Raw genomic sequence first — 22,917 nt, 5'->3', positions numbered from 1 at the left:
TGGCACGCAAAATGCTCTCCCCCCTTGCACCGCCCGGCGTCACAACTCAAGCTATGCTCCATTCGCTTATTGTCCGTCTAAGGAAAAGGGCTTCAGACATGCGCATTCTCATCACCGGCGGCGCCGGATTTATCGGTTCCGCTCTGATCCGGCACCTGATTCAACACACCGAGCACCAAGTGCTCAACCTGGACAAACTGACCTACGCAGGCAACCTCGAGTCGCTGTCCAGCATCGCGACCGACAGCCGCTATGAGTTCGTCCAGGCAGACATCATCGACCAGGCCACCGTCAGCGCCGTGCTGGCGCGCTTTGAGCCGCACGCGATCATGCACCTGGCGGCCGAATCCCACGTGGACCGTTCCATCGACGGCCCGTCGGATTTTATCCAGACCAACATCGTCGGCACCTACAGCCTGCTGGAGGCCGCACGCGCCTATTGGCAGACGCTGGAAGAACCGGCCAAAAGCGCCTTCCGGTTCCACCACATCTCCACCGATGAAGTGTATGGCGACCTGCATGGCGTCGATGACCTGTTCACCGAGACCACGCCTTACGCGCCAAGCTCGCCGTATTCCGCCAGCAAGGCTGCTTCCGACCACCTGGTCCGCGCCTGGCAGCGTACCTATGGCCTGCCGGTGCTGCTGACCAACTGCTCGAATAACTACGGGCCGTTCCACTTCCCCGAGAAGCTGATCCCGCTGGTGATCCTCAACGCCCTGGCCGGCAAACCTTTGCCGGTGTATGGCGATGGCCTGCAAGTGCGTGACTGGCTGTTCGTCGAAGACCACGCCCGCGCGCTGTTCAAAGTGGTGACTGAAGGCGTAGTGGGCGAGACCTACAACATCGGCGGTCACAACGAACAGAAGAACATCGACGTGGTGCGCAGCATCTGCACCCTGCTGGAAGAGCTGGCGCCGCAGCGCCCGGCGGGCGTCGAGAAATTCACTGACCTGATCACCTTCGTCAAGGATCGCCCGGGCCACGATCAGCGCTACGCGATCGACGCCGGCAAGATTGAACGCGAACTGGGCTGGGTTCCCGAAGAAACCTTCGAGACCGGCCTGCGCAAAACCGTGCAGTGGTACCTCGATAACCTCGAATGGTGCCGCAGGGTCCAGGACGGCAGTTATCAGGGCGAACGACTAGGCAACACCGACTTTAAGGATCTGATCGCATGATGAAGGGCATCGTATTGGCCGGCGGCTCCGGCACCCGTTTGCACCCTATTACCCTGGGCGTCTCCAAACAGCTGTTGCCGGTGTATGACAAGCCGATGATCTACTACCCGATCTCCGTGCTGATGCTGGCCGGGATCAAGGACATCCTGCTGATCTCCACTCCGCTGGACCTGCCGCAATACCGTAACCTGCTGGGCGATGGCAGCCAGTTTGGCGTGCGTTTCACCTACGCCGAACAACCGTCTCCGGATGGCCTGGCCCAGGCATTTTTGATTGGCGAAGAGTTTATCGGTGATGACCCGGTGTGCCTGATCCTGGGCGACAACATCTTCCACGGCCAGCACTTCGGCGACCAATTGCGCACTGCTGCCGAACGCCCGTCCGGGGCCACGGTGTTCGGTTACTGGGTCAAGGACCCGGAGCGTTTCGGCGTGATCGATTTCGACAGCCAGGGCCGCGCACTTTCCATCGAGGAAAAACCCGCCAAGCCAAAGTCGAGCTACGCGGTGACCGGCCTGTATTTTTACGACAACGACGTGATCAAGATTGCCAAGGCAGTCAAACCCTCGCCACGCGGCGAACTGGAGATCACCGACGTCAACAACGCCTACCTGCAGCGTGGCGACTTGCACGTGGAACGCTTCGGCCGTGGCTTCGCCTGGCTCGACACCGGCACCCACGACAGCCTGCTGGAAGCCTCGACGTATGTACAAACCATCGAGCACCGCCAAGGGTTAAAAGTGGCGTGCCTGGAGGAAATCGCTTACGAGAACGGCTGGATCGACCGAGATCATTTATTGGAGCGGGCCAAATATTTTGGCAAAACCGGCTATGGTCAATACTTGTTCACTCTTGCTGGGGAAACTAAATGAATGTGACCGCCACTGAACTGCCCGGTGTATTGATCATCGAGCCGAAGGTTTTTGGCGACGAGCGCGGTTTTTTTTATGAAAGTTTCAACGCCCGGGCTTTTGCCCAGGCGACCGGTTTGCAACAGGAGTTTGTGCAGGACAACCACTCGCGCTCGCAACAGGGTGTGCTGCGTGGCCTGCACTATCAGGTAGAGCACGCCCAGGGCAAACTGGTGCGTGTAATCGCGGGAGAAGTGCTGGACGTTGCGGTGGATATCCGTCGCAGCTCAACGCACTTCGGCAAGTGGGCGAGCGTGCGCTTGTCCGCGCAGAATAATCGCCAATTGTGGATCCCACCGGGATTTGCCCATGGTTTTGTAGTACTCAGCGACCACGCCGAATTCCTCTACAAAACCACGGACTACTACACGCCCTCAGCCGAACGGTGCATTCGGTGGGACGATTCAGAGCTCAAGATTGACTGGCAACTGACTGGCATGCCGACCTTGTCCGCCAAGGACCAGGCCGGGAGTAGCCTGCAAGAGGCCGACCTGTTCCCATGAGCGCCCCCCTGAAGATCCTCATCAGCGGCCAACACGGCCAGGTCTCGCGGGAGCTGCAACAGCGCCTCCAGGGCCTGGGCGAGCTGATTGTGCTGGGCCGCGACCAGCTTGACCTGGCCCGTCCCGAGCAGATCCGCGAGCAAGTGCGCGCCCATCGCCCGGGACTGATCATCAACGCAGCCGCCCATACGGCCGTCGATCAAGCCGAGAGCGAACCGGACGTGGCCTTTGCCATCAACGCGAGCGCACCCGGGATCTTCGCCGAAGAAGCCAAGGCACTGGGCATTCCGTTGATCCACTACTCCACCGACTATGTGTTCGACGGCAGCAAGGCCGCGCCCTACAACGAAGGCGACGCAACCAACCCGTTGGGCGTCTATGGCGCAAGCAAGCTGGCCGGTGAACAGGCGATCGCCGCCGTCGGCGGTGAGCACCTGATTCTGCGCACCAGTTGGGTCTACTCGGCCCACGGCAAGAACTTCCTGCTGACCATGCAACGCCTGCTGCAGGAAAAGCCGCAGATGCGCATCGTCGCCGACCAGATCGGTGCACCCACGTGGGCCGGAACCATCGCCAACAGCACCCGCGCCCTCATCGAGCGCTGGCAGGCTGGCCAGGCCGGAGATTGGGGTGTCTATCACCTGACCGCTCAGGGCGAGACCTCTTGGTTCGGCTTTGCCCAGGCCATCGGCGAGCAACTGCGCGCCAGCGGCCGTGCCTGCGCCGAGCTGGAAGCGATCCCCTCCAGCGCCTATCCAACGCCGGCCAGGCGCCCGCTGAACTCGCGCCTCGATTGCAGCCGCCTGCAACAACAATGGCACGTCTCGCAGCCGCAGTGGCACGACGCATTACGCGAGTGTCTTGCCGAGCAGCACTAGGCATAATGCGCCTGTACCCACAGGCGCACGACTCCCATGACTCCACCCCTTCCGCGAAGACCCCGCTGGCGCAGCCTGGCGTTGCTGGCACTGTGCCTGGCACCGCTGTTGTGGCCGCTGGAGCACTTGGCCGAACGCTATTACCGCAGCGAACTGGCCGGGCAGAACCGCCAGACGCTGGACCTGTACGTCGCCAACCTGCTGGGCACCCTGCACCGCTACGAAATCCTGCCGCAAATACTCGGCGACCTGCCAGCACTGCGCACTGCCATCGACGCGCCCCACATCAGCACCAACCTGGTCAACGCCAACCACCTGCTCAAGGACGTCGCCGCCCAGGCCGGGGTAGAAGTGATGTACCTGATGGACACCACCGGCAAAACGCTTGCCGCGTCCAACTGGGACAAGCAGGACAGCTTTGTCGGGCGTAATTTTTCCTTTCGCCCGTATTTCAGCGAAGCCATGGCCGGGCGCCTCGGGCGCTTCTTCGGCCTGGGCACCACCTCGGCCAAGCGCGGCTACTTCTTCGCCGCCGCGGTGCGCGATGGCGACAAGATCATCGGCGTGCTGGTGGTGAAGGTCGACCTGGACCACACCGAAAGCCTGTGGGGCAACACGCCCGAACAACTGCTGGTGACCGACCACAACGGCGTGGTAATCCTCACCTCGCGGCCACAATGGCGCTTTCGTGCCACCCGGCCGCTGACGGACGAAGAACGCCAGGCCATCATCGCCATCCAGCCTTATCCGACCCGCGACCCGCAGCCGCTGAACCTCAGCTCCACGGCCTGGGTGCGCCAGGCCAGCGACATCGCAGAGACCGGCTGGAAGGTCGAGATCCTCGCCCCGCGCACGTTAATCAATCGCCCGGTGCGCACCGTGGTTGCCGTGGGGGGCGCCACCTTGCTGGTGCTGATGCTGTTGCTCGGCCTGATGATGCAGCGCCGCCGCCACTACCTGGAGCGCATCGCCTTCGAAGCCAAGGCCCGCCGCGAGCTGGAAATGCGTGTGATCGAACGGACCAGCGACCTGGAAGGCCTCAACCGGCGCCTGAAACAGGAAGTGCTGGAGCGTGAACAGGCCCAACAGGAATTGGTGCGCGCACAGGATGACCTGGTGCAGGCGGGCAAATTGTCGGCGCTGGGCACCATGTCGGCGAGTATCAGCCATGAACTCAACCAGCCACTGGCGGCGATTCGCAGCTATGCGGAAAACGCCGAGATTTTGCTCGACCATGAGCGCACCGACGACGCCCGTGGCAACCTCAAGCTGATCAGTGAATTGACCGGGCGCATGGCCTCGATCATCGCCCACTTGCGCGCCTTCGCGCGGCGCGACCGCCACGCGCCGGAAAGCGTGGCCCTGCAACCGGCGCTGGACGATGCGCTGGCGCTGCTGGCCAAGCGCAGGCGGGCGATGGAAGTGGAGCTGATCCGCGATTTGCCCGAGGCCACCTTGTGGGTCGCCGCCGGCGAAACGCGCCTGCGCCAGGTGCTGGGCAACCTGCTGGCCAACGCCCTGGACGCCCTGACCGAAAAAGGCCCGCCACGCAAACTGTGGTTGAGTGCCCAAACCACCGAACAGGGCGTCAACCTGTACATTCGCGACAACGGCCCGGGTTTCTGCATGGAAGCCTTGGGCCGCGCCAGCGAGCCTTTCTACACCACCAAGACCCGCACCCAGGGCCTGGGGTTGGGCCTGGCGATCTGCGACACCCTGATGCGCGCCTTTGGCGGTGAACTGTTGTTTGCCAACCACAAGGAAGGTGGCGCGCTGTTAACCTTGAAACTGCGCGCCGGAGCACCGGGCGTCAGTCTGCAACCGTCCGAGGACCGCAGTGTATGAGTATCGATAACCAGATTCAGGTGGTGTTGATCGACGATGATCCACACCTGCGTCAGGCCCTGTGCCAGACCCTGGACCTGGCCGGGCTGAAAGTCCTCACCCTCGGCGAAGCCCAGGGCCTGACCTCACGCTTGTCCCGGGATTGGCCGGGCGTGGTGGTGAGCGACATCCGCATGCCCGGCATGGACGGCCTGGAACTGTTGAAGGAACTCCATGCCCAGGACCCGGAGTTGCCGGTGCTGCTGATCACCGGCCACGGCGATGTGCCGCTGGCGGTGCAGGCGATGCGTGCCGGTGCTTATGACTTCCTCGAAAAACCCTTCGCCAGCGACGCCCTGCTCGACAGCGTACGCCGCGCCCTGGCCCTGCGCCGCCTGGTGCTGGACAACCGCAGCCTGCGCCTGGCCTTGAGCGACCGCCAACAACTGAGCACCCGGCTGGTGGGGCACTCACCGCAGATGTTGCGCCTGCGCGAGCAGATTGGTGCACTGGCGGCGACCAAGGCAGACGTGCTGATACTTGGCGAAACCGGCGCCGGCAAGGAAGTGGTGGCACGGGCGCTGCACGACCTGTCAAACCGCCGCACCGGCCCGTTTGTGGCGATCAACGCGGGCGCCCTGGCCGAGTCGGTGGTAGAAAGCGAGTTGTTCGGGCATGAGCCGGGAGCCTTTACCGGCGCCCAGAAGCGGCGCATCGGCAAGTTCGAATTTGCCAACGGCGGCACGCTGTTTCTCGACGAAATCGAAAGCATGAGCCTGGACGTGCAGGTCAAGCTGCTGCGGCTGTTGCAGGAGCGCGTGGTGGAGCGCCTCGGGGGCAATCAACTGATCCCGCTGGATATCCGCATCATCGCCGCCACCAAGGAAGACCTGCGCCAGTCTGCCGACCAGGGGCGCTTCCGGGCCGACTTGTATTACCGCCTCAATGTCGCGCCGCTGCGTATTCCGCCGCTGCGCGAACGGGGCGAAGATGCGCTGATGCTGTTCCAGCACTTTGCCGACGAAGCCAGCACCCGCCACGGGCTACCGATGAAAGAGCTGCAACCGGGCCAACGTGCGCTGCTGTTGCGTCATAGCTGGCCGGGCAATGTGCGCGAACTGCAAAACGCCGCCGAACGTTTCGCCCTGGGCCTGGAACTGGCGCTGGACAGCACCCCGGACAGCCCGACGGCCGGCGTGTTAACCAGCACGCCCGGCGGTTTGAGCGAGCAGGTCGAGCAATTTGAAAAAAGCCTGATTGCTGCCGAACTGGCGCGCACCCACAACTCCATGCGCAGCCTCGCCGAGGCTCTGGGCGTGCCGCGTAAAACCCTGCACGACAAACTGCGCAAGCACGGTCTGAACTTCGCCGACAGCGCCAACAGCCACGCTGACGACGAATGACCCTCTCCCATCTGCCACGAGGCCACCATGAGTCGCGATAGCCGTTACCTGGAATCGATCCTTCACCACGACATTCCCCTGACCCGGGAAATGGGCCTCAAGGTGCTCGACTGGCAGGGCCGGCAACTGCAACTGCGTTTGCCGCTCGACGCCAACATCAACCACAAGAGCACCATGTTTGGCGGCAGCCTGTACTGCGGCGCGGTGCTGGCGGGTTGGGGCTGGCTGCATTTGCAGTTACGGGAAGAAGGGATTGAAGACGGGCACATCGTGATTCAGGAAGGGCAGATCAGTTATCCGCTACCGGTAACCACCGATGCGACTGCGATTTGCCGGGCACCTGATGACAAGGTGTGGAAGCGATTCCTGGCGACCTATAAACGGTATGGCCGGGCGCGGTTGGCGCTGGAGACGTGGATTGTCAACGAAGGCAGTGAAGAGCGGGCGGTAGCCTTTACTGGCCAGTACGTCCTGCACCGCTAACAATCATAACCCCCGCCCCGTATAACCCCCGCCCCGTAGCAGCTGTCGAGCGCCAGCGAGGCTGCGTCGGGCGCAACTCGGTCCTGCGCCAGCCGTGATTACAGCGGGGCTGCCACCGCAGCCTCGCTGCGCTCGACAGCTGCTACGGGGCGCCTGGCATCAGGAACGAGCCAGGGTCAGCAGACGCTCGCGCCACTCCGCTTTAGCCGGCAATGCCAGAAAGAACGGGTTCAACAACGACGCCCGCGCCGGGTAGCTGAACGGCTGCCCATCCAGCTCCAGCACTTCACCGCCCGCCCCTTCCAGCACACCCTGTGCCGCAGCGGTGTCCCACTGCGAGGTCGGCGCCAGGCGCGGGTAGCAATCGGCGCTGCCTTCAGCCAACAGGCAGAACTTCAACGAGCTGCCGATATTGGCCAGCTTCAACTCGCCCAATCCGGCACTCAAGCCCGCGAGCAAGCGGTCTTGCTCAGGGCTGGTATGGCGACGACTGGCAACCACGGTAAACGCTTCACCGCTCGCCGGGGTCTGGCGCACTTGGATTTGCTTGGGCGCAGCACCTACATCGGAACGCCAGGCACCCAGCCCGGCACCGCCGAAGTAGCACCGACCGCTGGTAGGCATCGACACCACACCGAACACCACGCGGCCTTTTTCGATCAAGGCAATATTGACGGTGAACTCCTCGCTGCCAGAGATGAACTCCTTGGTGCCATCCAGCGGGTCCACCAGCCACCAGCGCTGCCAACCGGCGCGCACGCTTTGGTCGATATCGGCGTCTTCTTCAGACAGCACCGGGATACTTGGGTCCAGCGCGGTAAGCCCGGCGAGGATCAGGTGGTGTGCGGCGAGGTCGGCAGCCGTGACCGGCGAATCATCGGTCTTGGTAGTGACGGCCACATCGGCGCGCCAATACGGCAGGATAACCTCACCGGCCTGGCGGGCCAATTCGATCACAGGGGCAATGAACGGGTGACCCAGGAACAGTTCACTCATGGCTGGAACGCTCCACGTTGAGTCAATAAGTCACGTACCAGGTACAGCGCCGCCAAGGCGCGGCCCTCGCTGAACTGCTCGTTTTGCGCCAATTGCGAGAGCTCCCGCAGGTTGACCCGGTCGACGCGCATCGGCTCCGGCTCATCGCCTTCCAGGCGTTCTTCATACAATTCGGTGGCCAGCACTACCTGGATTTTCTGGCTCATGTAGCCGGGGGACAGTGAAAGCTCGGTGATATGTTCCAACTGTCGGGCGCCGTAGCCGGCTTCTTCCTTGAGCTCCCGGTCTGCCGCCGCCAACACGTCTTCGCCCGGCTCGATCAAGCCCTTGGGCAATGACAGTTCGTACTCATCGGTGCCGCCGCAATATTCTTCTATCAGCAGCGCATGGTCCGCGTCGATCATCGCCACGATCATCACCGCGCCATAACCGGCGCCTCGGCCCACCAGGCGCTCGTAGGTCCGCTCCACGCCATTGGAAAAGCGCAATTGCACTTCCTCCACGCGGAACAAACGGCTACTGGCGACTATTTCGCGGGCGAGGACGGTGGGTTTCTGGCGCATGAGCGGCTCCTTGGCGTGATCGGGTTACTATACCGTGGCTTTTCCGATTGTCTGTGTCGGATATCTTTTCTTACATGAGTGTTCTTTATGCCTCCATTGCCCTGGCACGCCATCGACACCGTCCTGCTGGACATGGACGGCACCTTGCTCGACCTGCACTTCGACAACCACTTCTGGATGGAGCACCTGCCCCAGCGCTATGCCGAGCTGCATGGCGTGAGCCGGGCCATGGCCGAGATGGAACTGCAGCCGCTGTTTGAGCGCAACGCTGGCCAGTTGCAATGGTATTGCCTGGATTTCTGGAGTGCCGAACTGAAGATCCCGGTGCGTGAACTCAAGCTGGAAACCGCGCACCTGATCGCCTTGCGCCCGGATGCCGACACCTTCCTGGCGGCGATCAAACAGGCGGGCAAGCGGGTGATCCTGATCACCAACGCCCATCGGGATTCGCTGTCGTTGAAGCTGGAACGCATCGAACTGGCGCCTTATTTCGAGCGACTGATCAGTTCCCATGACTATGGGTTCGCCAAGGAAAACCCGCAGTTCTGGGACGCCCTGCACGCCGACATTGCCTTCGACCCGGCCCGCAGCCTGTTTATCGATGACACCTTGCCGATCCTGCGCAGTGCCCGGGATTTTGGCGTGGGGCATTTGCTGGCGGTGAAAGAACCAGACAGCCGCAAGGGGCCAAAGGACACGGCGGAGTTTGCGGCGGTTGGGGATTATCGGGAGTTGATTGTCGGGCTTTAGATCGCATCGCGGGCAAGCCCGCTCCCACACGAGAATGCATTCCAAATGTGGGAGCGGGCTTGCCCGCGATTGCCATCACTCAATATGAAGCCTTACTCAGGAATACGCAGTGTCTGCCCTGGGTAGATTTTGTTCACATCTTTAAGCAGCGGCTTGTTGGCCTCGAAGATTTTGTTGTACTGGTTGGCGTTGCCATACACCGCCAGTGAAATCGCGCTCAAGGTGTCGCCTTTTTTCACTACAACAAAGCGGGCGGCAGCGACAACAGGTGCGCCGGCAGCCACAGTGATTTGGTCATCAACGCTGCCAACACCGGCAATATTGCCAGCGGCCAGAATGATCTTTTCTTTCTCTTCCTGGCTGCCCACTTCACCTTTGACGGTGACCTTATCGCCATCAACCGTCGCGGTAATATTGGGATTGCCCAACCCGACTTCCTGTATGTGCTTCTTCAGCTCATCACTGGCGTTGGCATTACCCGGCGTCAACAGATCAATCAACTTCTCGCCTGCTTCCTTAACAAAGCTAAAAATACTCATGGTGCGCTCTCCTTGGGATATGAATTCCAGATGCCAAAGACTAGACCAGTCCTACAGAATTGGGTTCCAGGCTGCCCAAAGACCCAAACGCGCTAGAATCACCCCGCATTGGAATAAGCCCGGAGCGAAGATGGACATCAAACAGCTGAAATTCCTCATCGCCCTCGACGAAACCCGTCACTTCGGCCAGGCGGCCGCGCGCTGCCACATCACCCAGCCGACCCTGTCGATGCGCCTGCGCAGCCTGGAAGAAGAGCTGCAATTGCCGCTGGTCAATCGTGGCCAGCGTTTCGAAGGTTTTACCGCTCCGGGCGAGCGCGTACTGGCCTGGGCGCGCACGGTGCTGGCGGCGTATGACGGTTTGCAGGCAGAGGCGGCTGCCTGTCGCGGCAACCTGGTGGGTACGTTGCGCCTGGGCGTAGTGCCGTTGTCGAGTTTCGATCCGCTGGCGTTGATGCAGAAGCTGCATAAAGAACACCCGAGCCTGCGCTTTGAGCTGTCCGCATTAAGCTCCGAGCAAATCCTCGAGCAGCTCGCCAGCAACCGCCTGGACCTCGGCGTGTCGTACCTCGAGCGCCTGGACGCCGAGCGCTTCGACTCCCTGGCCCTGGGCGAAACCCGCATGGGCCTGCTGTACGACCAACGGTTCTTCAGCTTCGGCGACAAACCCCTGAGCTGGGAAGCGCTGATCGAACTGCCTCTGGGCATGCTCACCAGCGGCATGCACTTTCGCCAGTCCATCGACCACAATTTCCACAGCCGCGGCCTGAACCCACAGCCGCTGTTGCAGACCGACGCCGTCCATCAATTGTTACAAGCCGTGCACGGCGGCCTGTGTTGCGCGGTAATGCCACTGGACGGCGGTCTCGATGCCCTCACCGAGCATCTGCGCCTGCAACCCATTGAAGACGCACACACTCTGGCCCGCCTGGGGCTGATCATGCGTCGCAGCGCACCGCGTTCAGCGCTGGCAGAAGCCTGTTTTGCGCTGTATCAGAAATCGCTGCTGGAGCCTTGATCGACGTCATCTATCGGTAGATCAGTACTGACGATTAGACGCAACCCTTTGTCGCGCCTAGTCTTACAGCTGAATACTCCCGGTGGTAATGCCCAATGAACGCCCAGCGCCCAGTCTGCGCGGCGCCCGCCCTCGAAACGCCCGCGCCCGCCGCCAGCCAGAGCTACCAGTTTTGTAATCTTGAACACACGGAATCGGCCAGCACCGCGCTCGCCGAGGAAGTCGCGTTGGCGATTGCCTATAACGACATCAGCCAGGCGGTGATGCTGGTGACGCCCACCGACCTTGAAGACTTTATCGTCGGCTTCAGCATCGGTAGTGGCATTATCGAAGACGTTAGCGACATTTATGACCTGAAAATCAGCGGTTCGGGCTCGACGCAATACGCCCAGGTACAGATTTCCAGTCGCGCGTTCTGGAATATGAAGCAGCAGCGCCGGCAACTCGCCGGCACCAGCGGCTGTGGGCTGTGCGGTGTAGAAGCCGTGGAACAAGCGTTGCCAAACCTCAAGGTGTTGCCCGGGGCGCCTTTGCCGCCCGCGCAATGGCTGGACGGCCTGCGCCAGCGCATCAGCGCGTTCCAACCGCTGGGCCAATACAGCGGCGCGGTGCATGCGGCGGTGTTCATGAACAACCAGGGCGAATTGCTGCTGGGCCGTGAAGACATCGGCCGGCATAACGCCCTCGACAAGCTGATCGGCGCGCTGATCCGCCAAAAGATTCCGACCGACGGCGGCCTGGCAATTGTCACCAGCCGCTGCAGCCTCGAACTGATCCAGAAAGTATTGCGCGCAGGCATCCAGACTCTGGTCAGCCTGTCGTCGCCCACCGGCCTGGCCCTGCAATGGGCCCGCCGGCACAACCTCAATCTCATCCACCTGCCGCAGAAAAGTGCGCCGCGGGTCTATAGCCCTGCGATGGAGAATCAAGCGTGAGCACTCATCATCAAGCCGACGACAAACCCACCCCGCGCTACAAGCCCTACAAAGGCCCGGCCGGTGGTTGGGGTGCACTGATCAGCGTGGCGCAGGCCTGGCTGACCAGCGACAACGCGCTGAAAAACATCCGCATGATGCTCAAGACCAACCAGAACGGCGGCTTCGACTGCCCGGGCTGCGCTTGGGGCGACTCGCCGGAAAGCGGCATGGTCAAGTTCTGCGAGAACGGCGCCAAGGCGGTCAACTGGGAAGCCACCAAGCGCCGCGTTGACGCGGCGTTCTTTGCCAAGCACAGCGTCAGCGCGCTGATTGAGCAGAGTGACTATTGGCTGGAATATCAGGGCCGCCTGACCGAGCCAATGAGCTACGACGCAGAAACCGACCGCTACAAGCCCATCAGCTGGGAGTCGGCTTTCGACCTGATCGGCAAGCACCTCAATGCGCTGCCAAACCCGGACATGGCCGAGTTCTATACCTCGGGCCGGGCCAGCAACGAAGCGGCTTACCTGTATCAACTGTTCGTGCGCTCCTACGGCACCAACAACTTCCCGGACTGCTCGAACATGTGCCACGAAGCCAGCGGCGTGGCCCTGGCGCAAAGCGTGGGCGTGGGCAAAGGCACCGTGACCTTCGATGACTTCGAACATGCAGACGCCATTTTCGTCTGGGGCCAGAACCCCGGCACCAACCACCCACGGATGCTGGAGCCACTGCGCGAAGCGGTAAAACGCGGCGCTCAGGTGGTGTGCATCAACCCGCTCAAAGAGCGCGGCCTGGAACGCTTCCAGCACCCGCAACACCCGCTGGAAATGCTCACCAACGGCGACAAGCCGACCAACACCGCCTACTTCCGCCCGGCGCTGGGTGGCGACATGGCCATCCTGCGCGGCATGGCCAAGTTCCTGCTGCTGTGGGAACGCCAGGCCCAGGCCGAAGGCAAAGAGGCCGTGTTCGACCACGACTTCCTCAACGAACACACCGCCAACGTGCTGGATTACCTGGGCAAGATCGACGACACCTCATGGGATGAAATCGTCGAGCAGTCCGGCCTGACCCTGGTAGAGATCGAGCAAGCGGCGCGCATGTACGCCAAAGGCAAGAACGTGATCATGTGCTGGGCGATGGGTATCACCCAACACCGCCACTCGGTGCCGACCATCCAGGAAATCGCCAACCTGATGCTGCTGCGCGGCAACATTGGCCGCCCGGGTGCGGGCCTGTGCCCGGTGCGTGGCCACAGTAACGTGCAGGGCGACCGCACCATGGGCATCAACGAACGGCCACCAGTGGCGTTCCTCGATTCCCTGGAGCGGCGCTTCCAGTTCCAGGTACCGCGCGACAACGGCCACAACGTGGTGGAAGCGATTCACGCCATGCTCGAAGGCCGCTCCAAGGTATTTATCGGCCTGGGCGGCAACTTCGCCCAAGCCACGCCGGACAGCCCGCGCACCTTTGAAGCGCTGCGCAATTGCGACCTGACCGTGCAGATCAGCACCAAGCTCAACCGCAGCCACCTGATGCACGGCAAGGACGCACTGATCCTGCCATGCCTGGGCCGCACCGACATCGACATCCAGGCCGAAGGCCCGCAAGCAGTGACCGTGGAAGACTCCTTCAGCATGGTCCACGCCTCCAATGGCCAGTTGCAGCCGCTGTCGAAACAGATGAAATCGGAGCCGGCGATCCTGGCAGGTATTGCTGCTGCGACATTGGGCAGCAAGCCGGTGGACTGGAACTGGCTGGTGGCCGATTACGACCGCATTCGCGACCTGATCGCCGACACCATTCCGGGCTTCAAGGGCTTCAACGAACGCCTGAAAAACCCGGGTGGTTTCTACCTGGGCAACTCGGCCGGCGCACGCCGCTGGAACACCCCATCGGGCCGCGCCAACTTCCGCGCGAACATCCTGCCCAAGGACCTGGTGCACGAACGCACCCGCAACACCGGGCAATTGCCGGACCTGATCATGCAGTCAATGCGCTCCCACGATCAGTACAACACCACGATTTATGGCCTGGATGACCGCTATCGCGGGGTCAAGGGCCAGCGCGATGTGTTGTTCGTCAACGAAGCCGACATCATCCGCCTGGGCTTCAAGCCGGGGCAGAAGGCCGACATCGTGTCGATCTGGGATGACGGGCGTGAGCGACGAGTGAAGGGCTTCACCTTGCTGGCGTTTGATATTCCGGCGGGGCAGGCTGCAGCGTATTACCCGGAAGTGAACCCGTTGGTGCCGCTGGAGAGCACCGGCGATGGCAGCCATACGCCAACCTCGAAGTTCGTGGCGATTCGCTTGGAAGCGGCGAGTGCGACCGGGTTGATCATGGCGAAGTCGGCCTAAGCGACACCTCGCCACAGGAAGCATCCCGAGCTTTTCTACAGGCACAAAAAAAGGCCGCTTTTGCATAAAAGCGGCCGTTGCGAAGTAACTAAAGACTCGCAAAAATCACTTAAGTTCCCCATACAAAACAGCAACTTAGAGAATTGTATACAACCTGTACCACTGGTCGGTTTTCGATTGTTTCCGTCTCGATACAACCTCAGGATCGCGCCGTCATCCTCTTGAGGTTCCTCTATGAAGTTCTCCTCGATTCTCTTGTTGTCCCTTGGCCTGGTCAGTGGCGCAGCCATGGCCGGTGGCACCACCGAAGCCGGTGTGGGCGGCGCATTGGGCGGGGTTCTGGGTTCAGTCGTAGGTCAGCAGTTGGGCGGTAACACCGGCTCGGCCATTGGTGCAGCACTTGGCGGCGCGGGCGGCAGTGCGGTCGGCGCAGACAAGCGCAGCCGTGGCGAAGCAGCCATTGGTGGCGCATTGGGCGCAGCCGGTGGCAACGTGGTGGGCCGCAGCGTTGGCGGCAGCACCGGCAGCCTGATCGGCGCTGCAGCCGGCGGTGGCGCCGGTGGCGCGCTGGGCAACTACATGGGCAACAAGAGCGATGACGATGATCGTCGTTACCGTGGGCGTGATAACCGCCGGTATGACCGCGATGACCATCGCGGTCGCGGCCATGCTTATGGGCATCGCAATAAGCATCACTACCGCCACCATCGGTAAGACTTGAAATACCGTCGAGAAAACGCAGCAAAATACTGTGGGAGCTGGCTTGCCTGCGATAGCGGTGTATCAGTCACCACCGCTATCGCAGGCAAGCCAGCTTCCACATTTGATGTTCATTGTTTCTCAGATAGAAATCAGATCACCAAGCGCTGCAACGCCTCGCGCAGCGCCTGCGGAATCGCTACCGGCTGGTTCGATGCCCGATCTACGAACACATGCACGAACCTCCCCGCAGCACAGGCCTCCTCTTCGCCCGCCTTGAACACCGCCAACTCGTACTGCACCGAACTGTTGCCCAACTTGCCCACGTGCAGGCCGATCTCGATACGGTCCGGAAAGGCGATCGAGGCGAAGTAGTCGCACGCCGAACTCACCACAAACCCAACCACCTCACCGTCATGAATATCCAACCCGCCCTGCTCGATCAGGTAGGTGTTCACCGCTGTGTCGAAGAAGCTGTAGTAGGTGACGTTGTTCACATGCCCATACACATCATTGTCGTGCCAGCGCGTGATGATCGGCTGGAAGTGAAGGTAATCGGCGCGCTGTGGCATAGCGTTGGTCATTGGTATGGCCCGGGCAAGAGGAGGCTCCTTGATACGGGGTTCAGGCCTCACCCGCAAGCTCAGGTTGGACTTTGCTCAACCGTTTCCTGGACGCAGGCCATACGCTTGAGGGCGTGGTCTGTCTCGACGGATTGCTCCAGGCACTGGCGATAGGCAGTGATATACACCTCGATTGCAGCGCTGGCCTGCTGCGTAGTCAAACGCGCCAGATACTCCACGAACGAACGCCGGCCGATCTGGAAATGTTGGTAATCCAGTGGGAAATCCCAATAACCACCCCAGGTCAGAAACCCGTGTTCGGCAAACAGATCAATCACCTCTTCTGCCCGGCCAGGACGCATCGGCTTGCAGGGGCGAGCATCCATGCGGTTAACGGCAGCCCCCGTACTCGCCTTGGGCTCAACGGTGGCCTGGCCGGTGAACTCACCCCGCAGGTTACGCCCGAACAGCACGAACGGGTTTTGCAGCGGGTTGAGATCAATCGCGGCGCCGTAGGCATGTAGCGACCACCCCGAGGCACCACTGACCTGCCGCCCGTTAAAACCACTGGTATTGTTTCGCGCCATCGAGACCTTGTCATTGCCCCGGTAGGTTTCCAGCGGGACCGCCTGTTGCACCGGGAACCGGCGTTGCAGCAACTGCTTGAAGATCTCTTCCACGTGGGGCGCGATCGCATCCAGCACCACGAGCTGCCCGTTGTTATGCAGCACCCCGTCAAAGTCCACGTAGCTGAACGTGACGCGCGCCAGGCGCGCGCAGGGCAGCGGATTGGATGCGGTGATGGTGTTGCGAAGCTGCATCCGCCGACAGTCATTGACGCTCAACGGCGTGACAGACGCCACCGCACTTTGAGCCATCAGCAAACCGACGCACAGCCAGACTCCGCAGACAACGGCACGAGAAAAACTAAAAGCCATGGGCAATTCCTTTGCAGAAGAAGTGGTGCATCAAACCTTCTCACCTGCAGGCAAGGTATAGCTGTCGGCGGCGTCTGCCATTGGAAGGGAAAGCACGACCTTCCAGCCCGGAAACTAGAGTGCCGCCAAACCCGCCCCCGCCCAATCACGCACCTCGGCGTAGGCATATTCCTCCAACACAGCAAAACCTGGAATACCTCGTGCCTTGAGCTTCGTAAACAACGGTACGCTGATGCCACATAAAAACCGCGTCAACTGTTCAGCACTGGGCAGACTGCCGCTGTAGTCATGGTGCCTGTGGATAAATTCGCCGCACAGCGCCTGGAAGTTTTTATCCACAAGCGGCGGCAAGCCTGGCGGCGCCGGCAAGTGGGCCACGTTACCGTGGCACACCGAACAATGCCCGCATTGCCGGGGTGCGTTTTCATCACCGAAATAGTGCGCCAGGCGGTAACCCAGGCACTCCTCGGTGGCGAACAAATCCAGCATGGCGTGAATCCGCGCCACTTCCGTCACCTCGTGTTGCTTGAAGCCTGTGTATAACTCGGTGCTCAACACCTGTGGGTCAAAGTCGGTATCCAGCAGGCCGTAAACTTCGGTCATCTGCTTGCTTTCCATCTCGATCAGGCCCTGTTCCTGGAAGTAATCCAGGGCCTTCACCACCCGGCTGCGCTCGGCTTGATGTTGTTGATACAGCCCGTCGAAATCCACCGTCGCCCAGGTTCTTGAGCGTTTGCAGACCTGGATAATCGCCGCGACAAACTGCTGTCGCTCGCCGGAAAACCGCGCCAGCAATGCCTCTGGTTCAATCAGGTACTTGAAGCGGTACTCGGCGTAATACGCATAGCGCGGCGCAATCACGCCCTTGAGCTCAAGTTGCACCAACAGGGTCTTCAGCGGCAGCTCACGTATGTTGCTGTGGTCCGAAAGTGAGCGAAGCAAAAACTCCCATTGCCCATCACTACGCACCGCCTGTATTTCCGCCAGGACGCGGCGAATACCTTCTTGCTCCGGTGTGTCGCCGTACACAAAGTTTTCGAGCACATTCAGGCTGTCGCGGTTAGCCAAAACCAGGCAGTCAGACGGCTGCCCATCGCGCCCGGCACGGCCGATTTCCTGGCTGTAGTTCTCGATGGATTTGGGCAGGTCAAAATGCACCACATTGCGGATATCGCTCTTGTCGATGCCCATGCCAAAGGCAATGGTGGCAACGATGCAATTGGACTGGCCGCCCATAAACCGTTTCTGGATGCCCTCGCGCTTATCGTGGGCCAACCCCGCGTGATAAGCCTCGGCCTGGATGCCGTTGCGATTCAAATGCTCGGCAATGTGTTCGGCGGTTTTCTGCAGGGTGACGTAGACGATGCTCGGCTGATTGGCCCGTTCGTTCATCCACGCCACCAGGCGTCGACGCTTGTCCTGGCCGGCGACAGGCTCCACCAGCAGGTTGAGGTTGGCGCGGTAGAAACCCGTGGTGATCACATCGTTTGGCGCAATGGCGAACTTGGCCTGCATGTCGGCGATCACCTTGGGCGTCGCCGTGGCAGTCAGCAGCAGCGCCTGGGGGATACGGAACTGGCGCTGGTAGTCGGGCAGCTTCAGGTAATCCGGGCGAAAGTTATGGCCCCATTCGGAAATACAGTGAGCCTCGTCCACCACCAGCAGCGAGATCGGCACGCTTTGCAGGAAATTGCGAAAGCGCTCATTCTTCAAGCGCTCCACGGAGACCATCAGGATCTTCAGCTCGCCCGAACGTGCGCGGGCCATGACGTCATTGGCGTCGTCACGGCTCTGGGCCGAGTCGATGCTGCCCGCCGAGATACCGTGGCGCTGCAAGAAGCCCAACTGGTCCTGCATCAATGCCAGCAACGGCGACACGACCAGCGTCAGGTGCGGCAGCAACACGGCGGACAGTTGATAACAAAGGGACTTGCCGGAGCCGGTGGGGAAAATCGCCGCCGCCGAACGACCGGCCAGCACGGCACTGACCGCCGCCTCCTGGCCCAAACGAAACTGTGGATAACCAAAGACCTGTTGGAGGGTGTTGTGCATAAGCTGTCACTCCATTGACCGCTGAACGAGCCCAAAACATAGACCAGCGCATTCAGCGAATCGAGAAAGGTCGCAAGGAAAAAAGAGACAGGATGATACACAGCCTGGGCAATGGAGTAGGCACCAGTAGGAAACGTTCCAACCTCGCGCAGGACGCATCTGCAAACCCATTGCGCTACAATCAAACTTCGCACCGAGAGGACGCTGTCATGGCCGAACTGACGTTTGAGCAAAAGCAGGATCACTACGACAAGATCCGCCGTTCCAACTACCTGGCCAGCCTGCGCCTGGAAGGGTTTGACACCCGGCCCGCCGACGTCGACAAACCCCTGCCGACCCGCGAAGCCGTCCTCGCCAAGTACCGCAACACTGAACGCTGATGCTCGACAAATACGGCGTGGGCCAGGACCCGTACTGCTACCCCGGTAGCAGCGTCCTGCGTAACCGCCTCGATTTGTTCGACGAAGAACGCCTGCACCAGGCCGAGCGGGAACTGTCTGAAATTGCCGTCGGCAGCCTTCCGCTGTATCCCCCGCCCTACGACCTTGAACGCCTGCAACACATCCACCGCACCCTGTTCGGGGACATCTACGAATGGGCCGGGGAACTGCGTACGGTCAACATCCAGAAAGGCGACACACTGTTCTGCACACCGGAACGTATTCCGCCTGAAGCGGCCAAGATCATCCAGCACATGGCGCAGGCCAACTGGTTTGTCGGGGTGACGCAGGCAGAGTTGGTGACGCACATTGCCGAGGCCTACGGCGACCTCAACGTGATCCACCCGTTTCGCGAAGGGAACGGCCGTGCGCAGCGGATTCTGTTCGAGCAGATCATCGTCAACGCCGGGTTTTCGGTGAATTGGTGGCTGGTGAAGAATGCGGCGTGGATACCGGCGAATATTGATGCGGTGGCGTGTGATTATCGGGGATTGGAGGCAATTTTTGAGCGGTGTATCAGTACACCTACCAGTATCTGAGTATTAACCTCTTACAACCAACTTTACCGAGACATATCCGCTTCTCATCGACGCCGCTGCCGCTGCCGAAGACATCCAATACGCAATGATGCAACTCACCACCGCCGACGCCGTAGAGCGAACACCCCCGACCCTCTGAGCAGCCACACAGCTCAAAATGTGGGAGCTGGCTTGCCTGCGATAGCGGTGTGTCAGACAACACTGCTGCCACTGACACGCCGCCATCGCGGGCAAGCCCGGCTCCCACATTTGACCTGTTTCGTTTGAAGGATCACGGTTCGATCGATAAAGTCAGTCGCCCCGCCCACTCACGCGTGCCCACCATGAACCTGGCCCCCAACTTTCCTGAAGACCTTGCCATGCAACAGCTCTTGCAACTGCTGCACGAAGAAATTGGCCTGCCTGAACATAAGACGCTGCGCCTTGAAACGGCCATCAACCTGGACCTGGGTTGTGACGGCGCCGAAGCCAATCAATTCATGGAAGCGCTGGAACAAGACTTCGCCGTCGACCTGAACGACTACGACGCTTATCGTTACTTCCAACCTCCCGTCTTCGACGTCTTCCTGAAACACCGAGCCAAAGGCCGCGGCGACAAAATCCCGCTGACCATCGGCATGCTTTACCTGGCTATCAAGGCCCAACGCTGGGACACGCAAGCCCTGGAAACCCCGAGCGAACACAGCCCTCAAACACGCTAAAGATCGAATGTGGGAGCCGAGCTTGCTCGCGATGAGGCCCGAACAGCCGACACACCTATAAGCCGATACACCGCTGCCCTCAAAAAACAACAAGGACCTTACATGGACGTACTAATGGGCCTGCTGGCCGCCCTGCTCTGGGGCGGCACGGACTTCCTCGTCGGCCTCAACGCCCGAGCTGTCGGCGTGAAACGCGCGGTGTACTTCGGCCAGGCGCTGGGCTTTCTGATCATGACCTTGCTGCTGATCATCTTCCCAGCCTTCCTCGTCAAATCCCTAGCAGCGCCTTTGAGTGTCTGGCTCCTGGGCGCCGCCGCAGCCCTGCTGACCGTCTCCGGCGCCCTCGCACTGTCCAAGGCCTTCGCCTTGGGCAAGGCGGCCATCGTCGCGCCTCTGGTGACGTCCTACGGCGTCGTGACTACTTTGCTGTCATGGGCCAGCGGCGAACACATCAGCCTGATCCAGCTCGGCTGTATCGCCTTGTGCGTGGTGGGTGTGATCCTGTCCAGCATCCACAAGGACAATGGCGTTCCTCACAACAGCTCCAGCCGCTCAATCGCCTACGCGATGCTCGCCGCGTTGCTCTACGGCACCAGCTTTTGGGTGCAGGGCCGTTACACGCTGCCGACGCTTGGACCGGTCACGATGCTTTGGCTCGGCTATCTAGTCGGCCTGTGTGTGCTGGTGGTGATGGTGCTTAAAGTCAAAGAGGGCCTGAAGATTCCGCCACTGAAAAACTGCGCAACGCTGACCGGGGCGAGCCTGATGAACCTCGGTGGGTTCTCGGCTTTCTCGTGGGGTGCAATGGCGGGCTCGGTTTCGGTGGTGACCGTGATCAGTACTTTATCCGGCGGGATTGCGGCGATCCTCGGGTTTGTGTTTTTCAAGGAACGACTGTCAGCAGTGCAAGTAATCGGTGTGGTGCTGGTGTTGGTCGGCGCCGTGGTTCTGCACCTCGTCGACTGATCCTTCGCCCACAAAAAAGCCGCCCTCAAGGGGCGGCTTTTTCACAACGGCCGAATCTTACAACTTCGGGCCCGCAGCCTTGATCGCGTCGCTCACTTCAAACTTCTTGAAGTTTTCGATGAACAGACCTGCCAGCGCTTTCGCCGCTTCATCGTAGGCAGCCTTGTCAGCCCAGGTGTTACGTGGGTTCAACAGGCCAGTCTCGACGCCCGGTACAGCCAATGGCACGTCCAGGTTGATGGTGCCCAGGTGCTCGGTTTCGGCACCAATCAACGCACCGCTCTGGATCGCTGCAATCACGCCACGGGTGGTCGGGATGTTGAAGCGCTTGCCAACGCCGTAGCCGCCGCCGGTCCAGCCGGTGTTGACCAGGTAAACCTTGGAGCCGAAGCCGCGCACGCGCTTGATCAGCAGTTCTGCGTATTCACCAGCCGGGCGTGGGAAGAATGGCGCGCCGAAGCAGGTGGAGAAGGTCGACTTGATGCCGCCGCCCGAACCCATTTCGGTCGAGCCCACCAGAGCGGTGTAGCCGGACAGGAAGTGGTAGGCCGCTTGTTCTTCGCTGAGGATCGACACGGGCGGCAGTACGCCAGTCAGGTCGCAGGTCAGGAAGATCACAGCGTTGGGCTCGCCACCGAGGTTTTGCTCGGAGCGCTTGGCCACGTGCTCCAGCGGGTAGGCGGCGCGGCTGTTCTGGGTCAGGCTGACGTTGGTGTAGTCGGCGTGCTTGGCGTCGTCGATCACCACGTTTTCGAGCACGGTGCCGTGCTTGATGGCTTTCCAGATAACCGGCTCGTTCTTCTCGGAAAGGTCGATGCACTTGGCATAGCAACCACCTTCGATGTTGAACACAACACCTTCGCCCCAGCCGTGTTCGTCGTCGCCGATCAGGTAGCGGCTTTCGTCGGCAGACAGGGTGGTTTTACCCGTGCCCGACAGGCCGAAGAACAGGGTCACGTCGCCCGCTTCGCCGATGTTGGCGGCGCAGTGCATAGGCAGCACGTCGGCAGCCGGCAGCAGGAAGTTCTGTACCGAGAACATGGCTTTTTTCATTTCGCCGGCGTAACGCATGCCAGCAATCAGCACTTTCTTCTGGGCGAAGTTGAGGATCACGCAACCGTCGGAGTTGGTGCCGTCACGCTCTGGCACGCATTCGAAGTTGGCCACGTTAAGCACTTGCCACTCTTCACGACCGGCCGGGTTGTACTGGGCCGGGTTGATGAACAGGCAACGACCGAACAGGTTCTGCCAGGCAGTCTGGGTGGTCATTTTCACGGCCAGGTAGTGGTCTTCTGCAGCCCCTACGTGAACGTGGGAAACGAAATGCTCTTGCGCGTTGTTGAATGCCTCGACGCGAGCCCACAGGGCATCGAACTTGTCGGCCGGGAACTTGCGGTTGATCGGGCCCCAGGCAATGGCAGCCTGGGTGGAAGGCTCTTCAACGATGAAACGGTCGACTGGCGAACGGCCGGTACGGTGACCGGTTTCTACGACCAGCGCGCCAGTATCGGCAAGCACGCCTTCACCGCGCTGCAGGGCTTCTTTGACCAGATCGTCAACACTCAGGTCAGTGTATACGGCGTTGTTGGCTTGCGTCATGAGGTTCCCCGTCGGCCTATGGCCGAGTGCTCCAAACGTTTTGTAGTAGAAAGTTGCGCACTACTACCGCGAAAAAAGTGGGCCGGATTAT

At 60.9% G+C, this 22,917-nt stretch carries 23 protein-coding genes; 16 read left to right on the top strand and 7 right to left on the bottom strand.

The features are described from left to right. The first annotated feature begins 98 nt into the window (after positions 1–98). The 7 genes from rfbB to RGV33_RS01305 are packed head-to-tail and all read left to right on the top strand — an operon-like array spanning position 99 to position 7,183. On the top strand, positions 99–1,181 hold the full coding sequence (rfbB, locus tag RGV33_RS01335) for a dTDP-glucose 4,6-dehydratase (RefSeq protein ID WP_322142793.1): 1,083 nt from the start codon (positions 99–101) through the stop codon (positions 1,179–1,181). Beyond that, a complete protein-coding gene (rfbA, locus tag RGV33_RS01330; protein WP_322142792.1) occupies positions 1,178–2,053 on the top strand; it encodes a glucose-1-phosphate thymidylyltransferase RfbA in 876 nt (291 codons plus the stop codon). Before rfbB ends, rfbA begins: the two co-directional genes overlap by 4 nt. After that, positions 2,050–2,595: a dTDP-4-dehydrorhamnose 3,5-epimerase gene (gene rfbC, locus RGV33_RS01325; protein WP_322142791.1), complete on the top strand. Its 546-nt coding sequence runs from the start codon at positions 2,050–2,052 to the stop codon at positions 2,593–2,595. Before rfbA ends, rfbC begins: the two co-directional genes overlap by 4 nt. Next, positions 2,592–3,473: a dTDP-4-dehydrorhamnose reductase gene (gene rfbD / locus RGV33_RS01320; protein WP_322142790.1), complete on the top strand. Its 882-nt coding sequence runs from the start codon at positions 2,592–2,594 to the stop codon at positions 3,471–3,473. Before rfbC ends, rfbD begins: the two co-directional genes overlap by 4 nt. A 36-nt stretch (positions 3,474–3,509) precedes the next feature. Beyond that, positions 3,510–5,318 carry a sensor histidine kinase gene (locus RGV33_RS01315; RefSeq protein ID WP_322142789.1) on the top strand — a complete coding sequence of 603 codons (1,809 nt, stop codon included), beginning with the start codon at positions 3,510–3,512 and terminating at the stop codon, positions 5,316–5,318. Further along, positions 5,315–6,700, top strand: a complete 1,386-nt coding sequence (locus RGV33_RS01310; protein ID WP_322142788.1) for a sigma-54 dependent transcriptional regulator — start codon at positions 5,315–5,317, stop codon at positions 6,698–6,700. Before RGV33_RS01315 ends, RGV33_RS01310 begins: the two co-directional genes overlap by 4 nt. 27 nt (positions 6,701–6,727) lie before the next feature. Further along, positions 6,728–7,183, top strand: coding sequence for a thioesterase domain-containing protein (locus tag RGV33_RS01305; protein WP_322142787.1), 456 nt, complete (start codon positions 6,728–6,730; stop codon positions 7,181–7,183). 159 nt (positions 7,184–7,342) lie between these two features. Here RGV33_RS01305 and cysQ read toward each other — a convergent pair whose 3' ends face one another. Both cysQ and nudE read right to left on the bottom strand, forming a co-directional pair. Further along, positions 7,343–8,179: a 3'(2'),5'-bisphosphate nucleotidase CysQ gene (gene cysQ, locus RGV33_RS01300; RefSeq protein ID WP_322142786.1), complete on the bottom strand. Its 837-nt coding sequence runs from the start codon at positions 8,177–8,179 to the stop codon at positions 7,343–7,345. Continuing rightward, entirely contained in the window at positions 8,176–8,742 is a 567-nt protein-coding gene (gene nudE, locus RGV33_RS01295; RefSeq protein WP_177088789.1) for an ADP compounds hydrolase NudE, read from the bottom strand. The genes cysQ and nudE overlap by 4 nt, the downstream gene beginning before the upstream one ends. A gap of 87 nt (positions 8,743–8,829) precedes the next feature. On the opposite strand from nudE, the gene yrfG reads away from it, so the two are divergent. Then, the gene (gene yrfG, locus RGV33_RS01290; RefSeq protein ID WP_010168969.1) at positions 8,830–9,492 is read left to right on the top strand and encodes a GMP/IMP nucleotidase; all 663 of its coding nucleotides are present in this window, start codon (positions 8,830–8,832) and stop codon (positions 9,490–9,492) included. Between the two features lie 92 nt (positions 9,493–9,584). On the opposite strand, the gene lysM is transcribed toward yrfG, so the two are convergent. Next, positions 9,585–10,031: a peptidoglycan-binding protein LysM gene (gene lysM / locus RGV33_RS01285; protein WP_322142785.1), complete on the bottom strand. Its 447-nt coding sequence runs from the start codon at positions 10,029–10,031 to the stop codon at positions 9,585–9,587. A 130-nt stretch (positions 10,032–10,161) separates the two neighbouring features. Here lysM and RGV33_RS01280 point away from each other — a divergent pair, with 130 nt between their 5' ends. The 4 genes from RGV33_RS01280 (at position 10,162) to RGV33_RS01265 (ending at position 15,043) form a co-directional block, all read left to right on the top strand. After that, positions 10,162–11,049, top strand: a complete 888-nt coding sequence (locus RGV33_RS01280) for a LysR family transcriptional regulator (RefSeq protein WP_017478126.1) — start codon at positions 10,162–10,164, stop codon at positions 11,047–11,049. 95 nt (positions 11,050–11,144) lie between these two features. Beyond that, entirely contained in the window at positions 11,145–11,984 is an 840-nt protein-coding gene (gene fdhD / locus RGV33_RS01275; RefSeq protein WP_322142784.1) for a formate dehydrogenase accessory sulfurtransferase FdhD, read from the top strand. Further along, on the top strand, positions 11,981–14,329 hold the full coding sequence (locus RGV33_RS01270) for an FdhF/YdeP family oxidoreductase (RefSeq protein ID WP_322142783.1): 2,349 nt from the start codon (positions 11,981–11,983) through the stop codon (positions 14,327–14,329). The genes fdhD and RGV33_RS01270 overlap by 4 nt, the downstream gene beginning before the upstream one ends. A gap of 234 nt (positions 14,330–14,563) precedes the next feature. Beyond that, positions 14,564–15,043 carry a glycine zipper domain-containing protein gene (locus RGV33_RS01265; RefSeq protein ID WP_322142782.1) on the top strand — a complete coding sequence of 160 codons (480 nt, stop codon included), beginning with the start codon at positions 14,564–14,566 and terminating at the stop codon, positions 15,041–15,043. A gap of 137 nt (positions 15,044–15,180) precedes the next feature. Here the strand turns inward: RGV33_RS01265 and RGV33_RS01260 are convergent, their stop codons facing one another. The 3 genes from RGV33_RS01260 to RGV33_RS01250 all read right to left on the bottom strand — a co-directional run bounded on the left by RGV33_RS01260 (position 15,181) and on the right by RGV33_RS01250 (position 18,581). Continuing rightward, the gene (locus RGV33_RS01260; protein WP_322142781.1) at positions 15,181–15,612 is read right to left on the bottom strand and encodes a thioesterase family protein; all 432 of its coding nucleotides are present in this window, start codon (positions 15,610–15,612) and stop codon (positions 15,181–15,183) included. Positions 15,613–15,671: 59 nt separating this feature from the next. Continuing rightward, a complete protein-coding gene (locus tag RGV33_RS01255) occupies positions 15,672–16,529 on the bottom strand; it encodes a M15 family metallopeptidase (protein WP_322142780.1) in 858 nt (285 codons plus the stop codon). Between the two features lie 114 nt (positions 16,530–16,643). Further along, on the bottom strand, positions 16,644–18,581 hold the full coding sequence (locus RGV33_RS01250; RefSeq protein ID WP_322142779.1) for a RecQ family ATP-dependent DNA helicase: 1,938 nt from the start codon (positions 18,579–18,581) through the stop codon (positions 16,644–16,646). Positions 18,582–18,790: 209 nt separating this feature from the next. On the opposite strand from RGV33_RS01250, the gene RGV33_RS01245 reads away from it, so the two are divergent. From RGV33_RS01245 to RGV33_RS01230, 4 genes are all read left to right on the top strand, one after another. After that, positions 18,791–18,961, top strand: coding sequence for a YhfG family protein (locus RGV33_RS01245; RefSeq protein ID WP_322142778.1), 171 nt, complete (start codon positions 18,791–18,793; stop codon positions 18,959–18,961). Next, positions 18,961–19,560 (top strand): putative adenosine monophosphate-protein transferase Fic, encoded by a 600-nt coding sequence (locus RGV33_RS01240; RefSeq protein WP_322142777.1) that lies wholly within the window; start codon positions 18,961–18,963, stop codon positions 19,558–19,560. Before RGV33_RS01245 ends, RGV33_RS01240 begins: the two co-directional genes overlap by 1 nt. Before the next feature lie 323 nt (positions 19,561–19,883). Continuing rightward, positions 19,884–20,261, top strand: a complete 378-nt coding sequence (locus tag RGV33_RS01235; protein WP_322142776.1) for a DUF1493 family protein — start codon at positions 19,884–19,886, stop codon at positions 20,259–20,261. A 114-nt stretch (positions 20,262–20,375) separates the two neighbouring features. Beyond that, on the top strand, positions 20,376–21,227 hold the full coding sequence (locus tag RGV33_RS01230; RefSeq protein WP_322148598.1) for an EamA family transporter: 852 nt from the start codon (positions 20,376–20,378) through the stop codon (positions 21,225–21,227). A gap of 57 nt (positions 21,228–21,284) precedes the next feature. Here the strand turns inward: RGV33_RS01230 and RGV33_RS01225 are convergent, their stop codons facing one another. Then, positions 21,285–22,826 carry a phosphoenolpyruvate carboxykinase gene (locus RGV33_RS01225; RefSeq protein WP_322142775.1) on the bottom strand — a complete coding sequence of 514 codons (1,542 nt, stop codon included), beginning with the start codon at positions 22,824–22,826 and terminating at the stop codon, positions 21,285–21,287. Positions 22,827–22,917: the final 91 nt, after the last annotated feature.

Source organism: Pseudomonas sp. Bout1, from assembly GCF_034314165.1.
GTDB lineage: Bacteria > Pseudomonadota > Gammaproteobacteria > Pseudomonadales > Pseudomonadaceae > Aquipseudomonas.
The sequence above is the reverse complement of the archived record's forward strand: the minus strand, read 5'-3'. Positions and strand labels throughout refer to the sequence as shown.

Coding starts and splice junctions, on each gene's coding strand:
- RGV33_RS01225 (WP_322142775.1), bottom strand. CDS start 22,826: ATGACGCAAGCCAACAACGCCGTATACACTGACCTGAGTGTTGACGAT.
- RGV33_RS01280 (WP_017478126.1), top strand. CDS start 10,162: ATGGACATCAAACAGCTGAAATTCCTCATCGCCCTCGACGAAACCCGT.
- cysQ (WP_322142786.1), bottom strand. CDS start 8,179: ATGAGTGAACTGTTCCTGGGTCACCCGTTCATTGCCCCTGTGATCGAA.
- RGV33_RS01265 (WP_322142782.1), top strand. CDS start 14,564: ATGAAGTTCTCCTCGATTCTCTTGTTGTCCCTTGGCCTGGTCAGTGGC.
- RGV33_RS01235 (WP_322142776.1), top strand. CDS start 19,884: ATGAACCTGGCCCCCAACTTTCCTGAAGACCTTGCCATGCAACAGCTC.
- nudE (WP_177088789.1), bottom strand. CDS start 8,742: ATGCGCCAGAAACCCACCGTCCTCGCCCGCGAAATAGTCGCCAGTAGC.
- lysM (WP_322142785.1), bottom strand. CDS start 10,031: ATGAGTATTTTTAGCTTTGTTAAGGAAGCAGGCGAGAAGTTGATTGAT.
- fdhD (WP_322142784.1), top strand. CDS start 11,145: ATGAACGCCCAGCGCCCAGTCTGCGCGGCGCCCGCCCTCGAAACGCCC.
- RGV33_RS01315 (WP_322142789.1), top strand. CDS start 3,510: ATGACTCCACCCCTTCCGCGAAGACCCCGCTGGCGCAGCCTGGCGTTG.
- rfbD (WP_322142790.1), top strand. CDS start 2,592: ATGAGCGCCCCCCTGAAGATCCTCATCAGCGGCCAACACGGCCAGGTC.
- RGV33_RS01260 (WP_322142781.1), bottom strand. CDS start 15,612: ATGACCAACGCTATGCCACAGCGCGCCGATTACCTTCACTTCCAGCCG.
- RGV33_RS01305 (WP_322142787.1), top strand. CDS start 6,728: ATGAGTCGCGATAGCCGTTACCTGGAATCGATCCTTCACCACGACATT.
- RGV33_RS01245 (WP_322142778.1), top strand. CDS start 18,791: ATGGCCGAACTGACGTTTGAGCAAAAGCAGGATCACTACGACAAGATC.
- yrfG (WP_010168969.1), top strand. CDS start 8,830: ATGCCTCCATTGCCCTGGCACGCCATCGACACCGTCCTGCTGGACATG.
- rfbB (WP_322142793.1), top strand. CDS start 99: ATGCGCATTCTCATCACCGGCGGCGCCGGATTTATCGGTTCCGCTCTG.
- RGV33_RS01240 (WP_322142777.1), top strand. CDS start 18,961: ATGCTCGACAAATACGGCGTGGGCCAGGACCCGTACTGCTACCCCGGT.
- RGV33_RS01310 (WP_322142788.1), top strand. CDS start 5,315: ATGAGTATCGATAACCAGATTCAGGTGGTGTTGATCGACGATGATCCA.
- rfbA (WP_322142792.1), top strand. CDS start 1,178: ATGATGAAGGGCATCGTATTGGCCGGCGGCTCCGGCACCCGTTTGCAC.
- rfbC (WP_322142791.1), top strand. CDS start 2,050: ATGAATGTGACCGCCACTGAACTGCCCGGTGTATTGATCATCGAGCCG.
- RGV33_RS01250 (WP_322142779.1), bottom strand. CDS start 18,581: ATGCACAACACCCTCCAACAGGTCTTTGGTTATCCACAGTTTCGTTTG.
- RGV33_RS01230 (WP_322148598.1), top strand. CDS start 20,376: ATGGGCCTGCTGGCCGCCCTGCTCTGGGGCGGCACGGACTTCCTCGTC.
- RGV33_RS01255 (WP_322142780.1), bottom strand. CDS start 16,529: ATGGCTTTTAGTTTTTCTCGTGCCGTTGTCTGCGGAGTCTGGCTGTGC.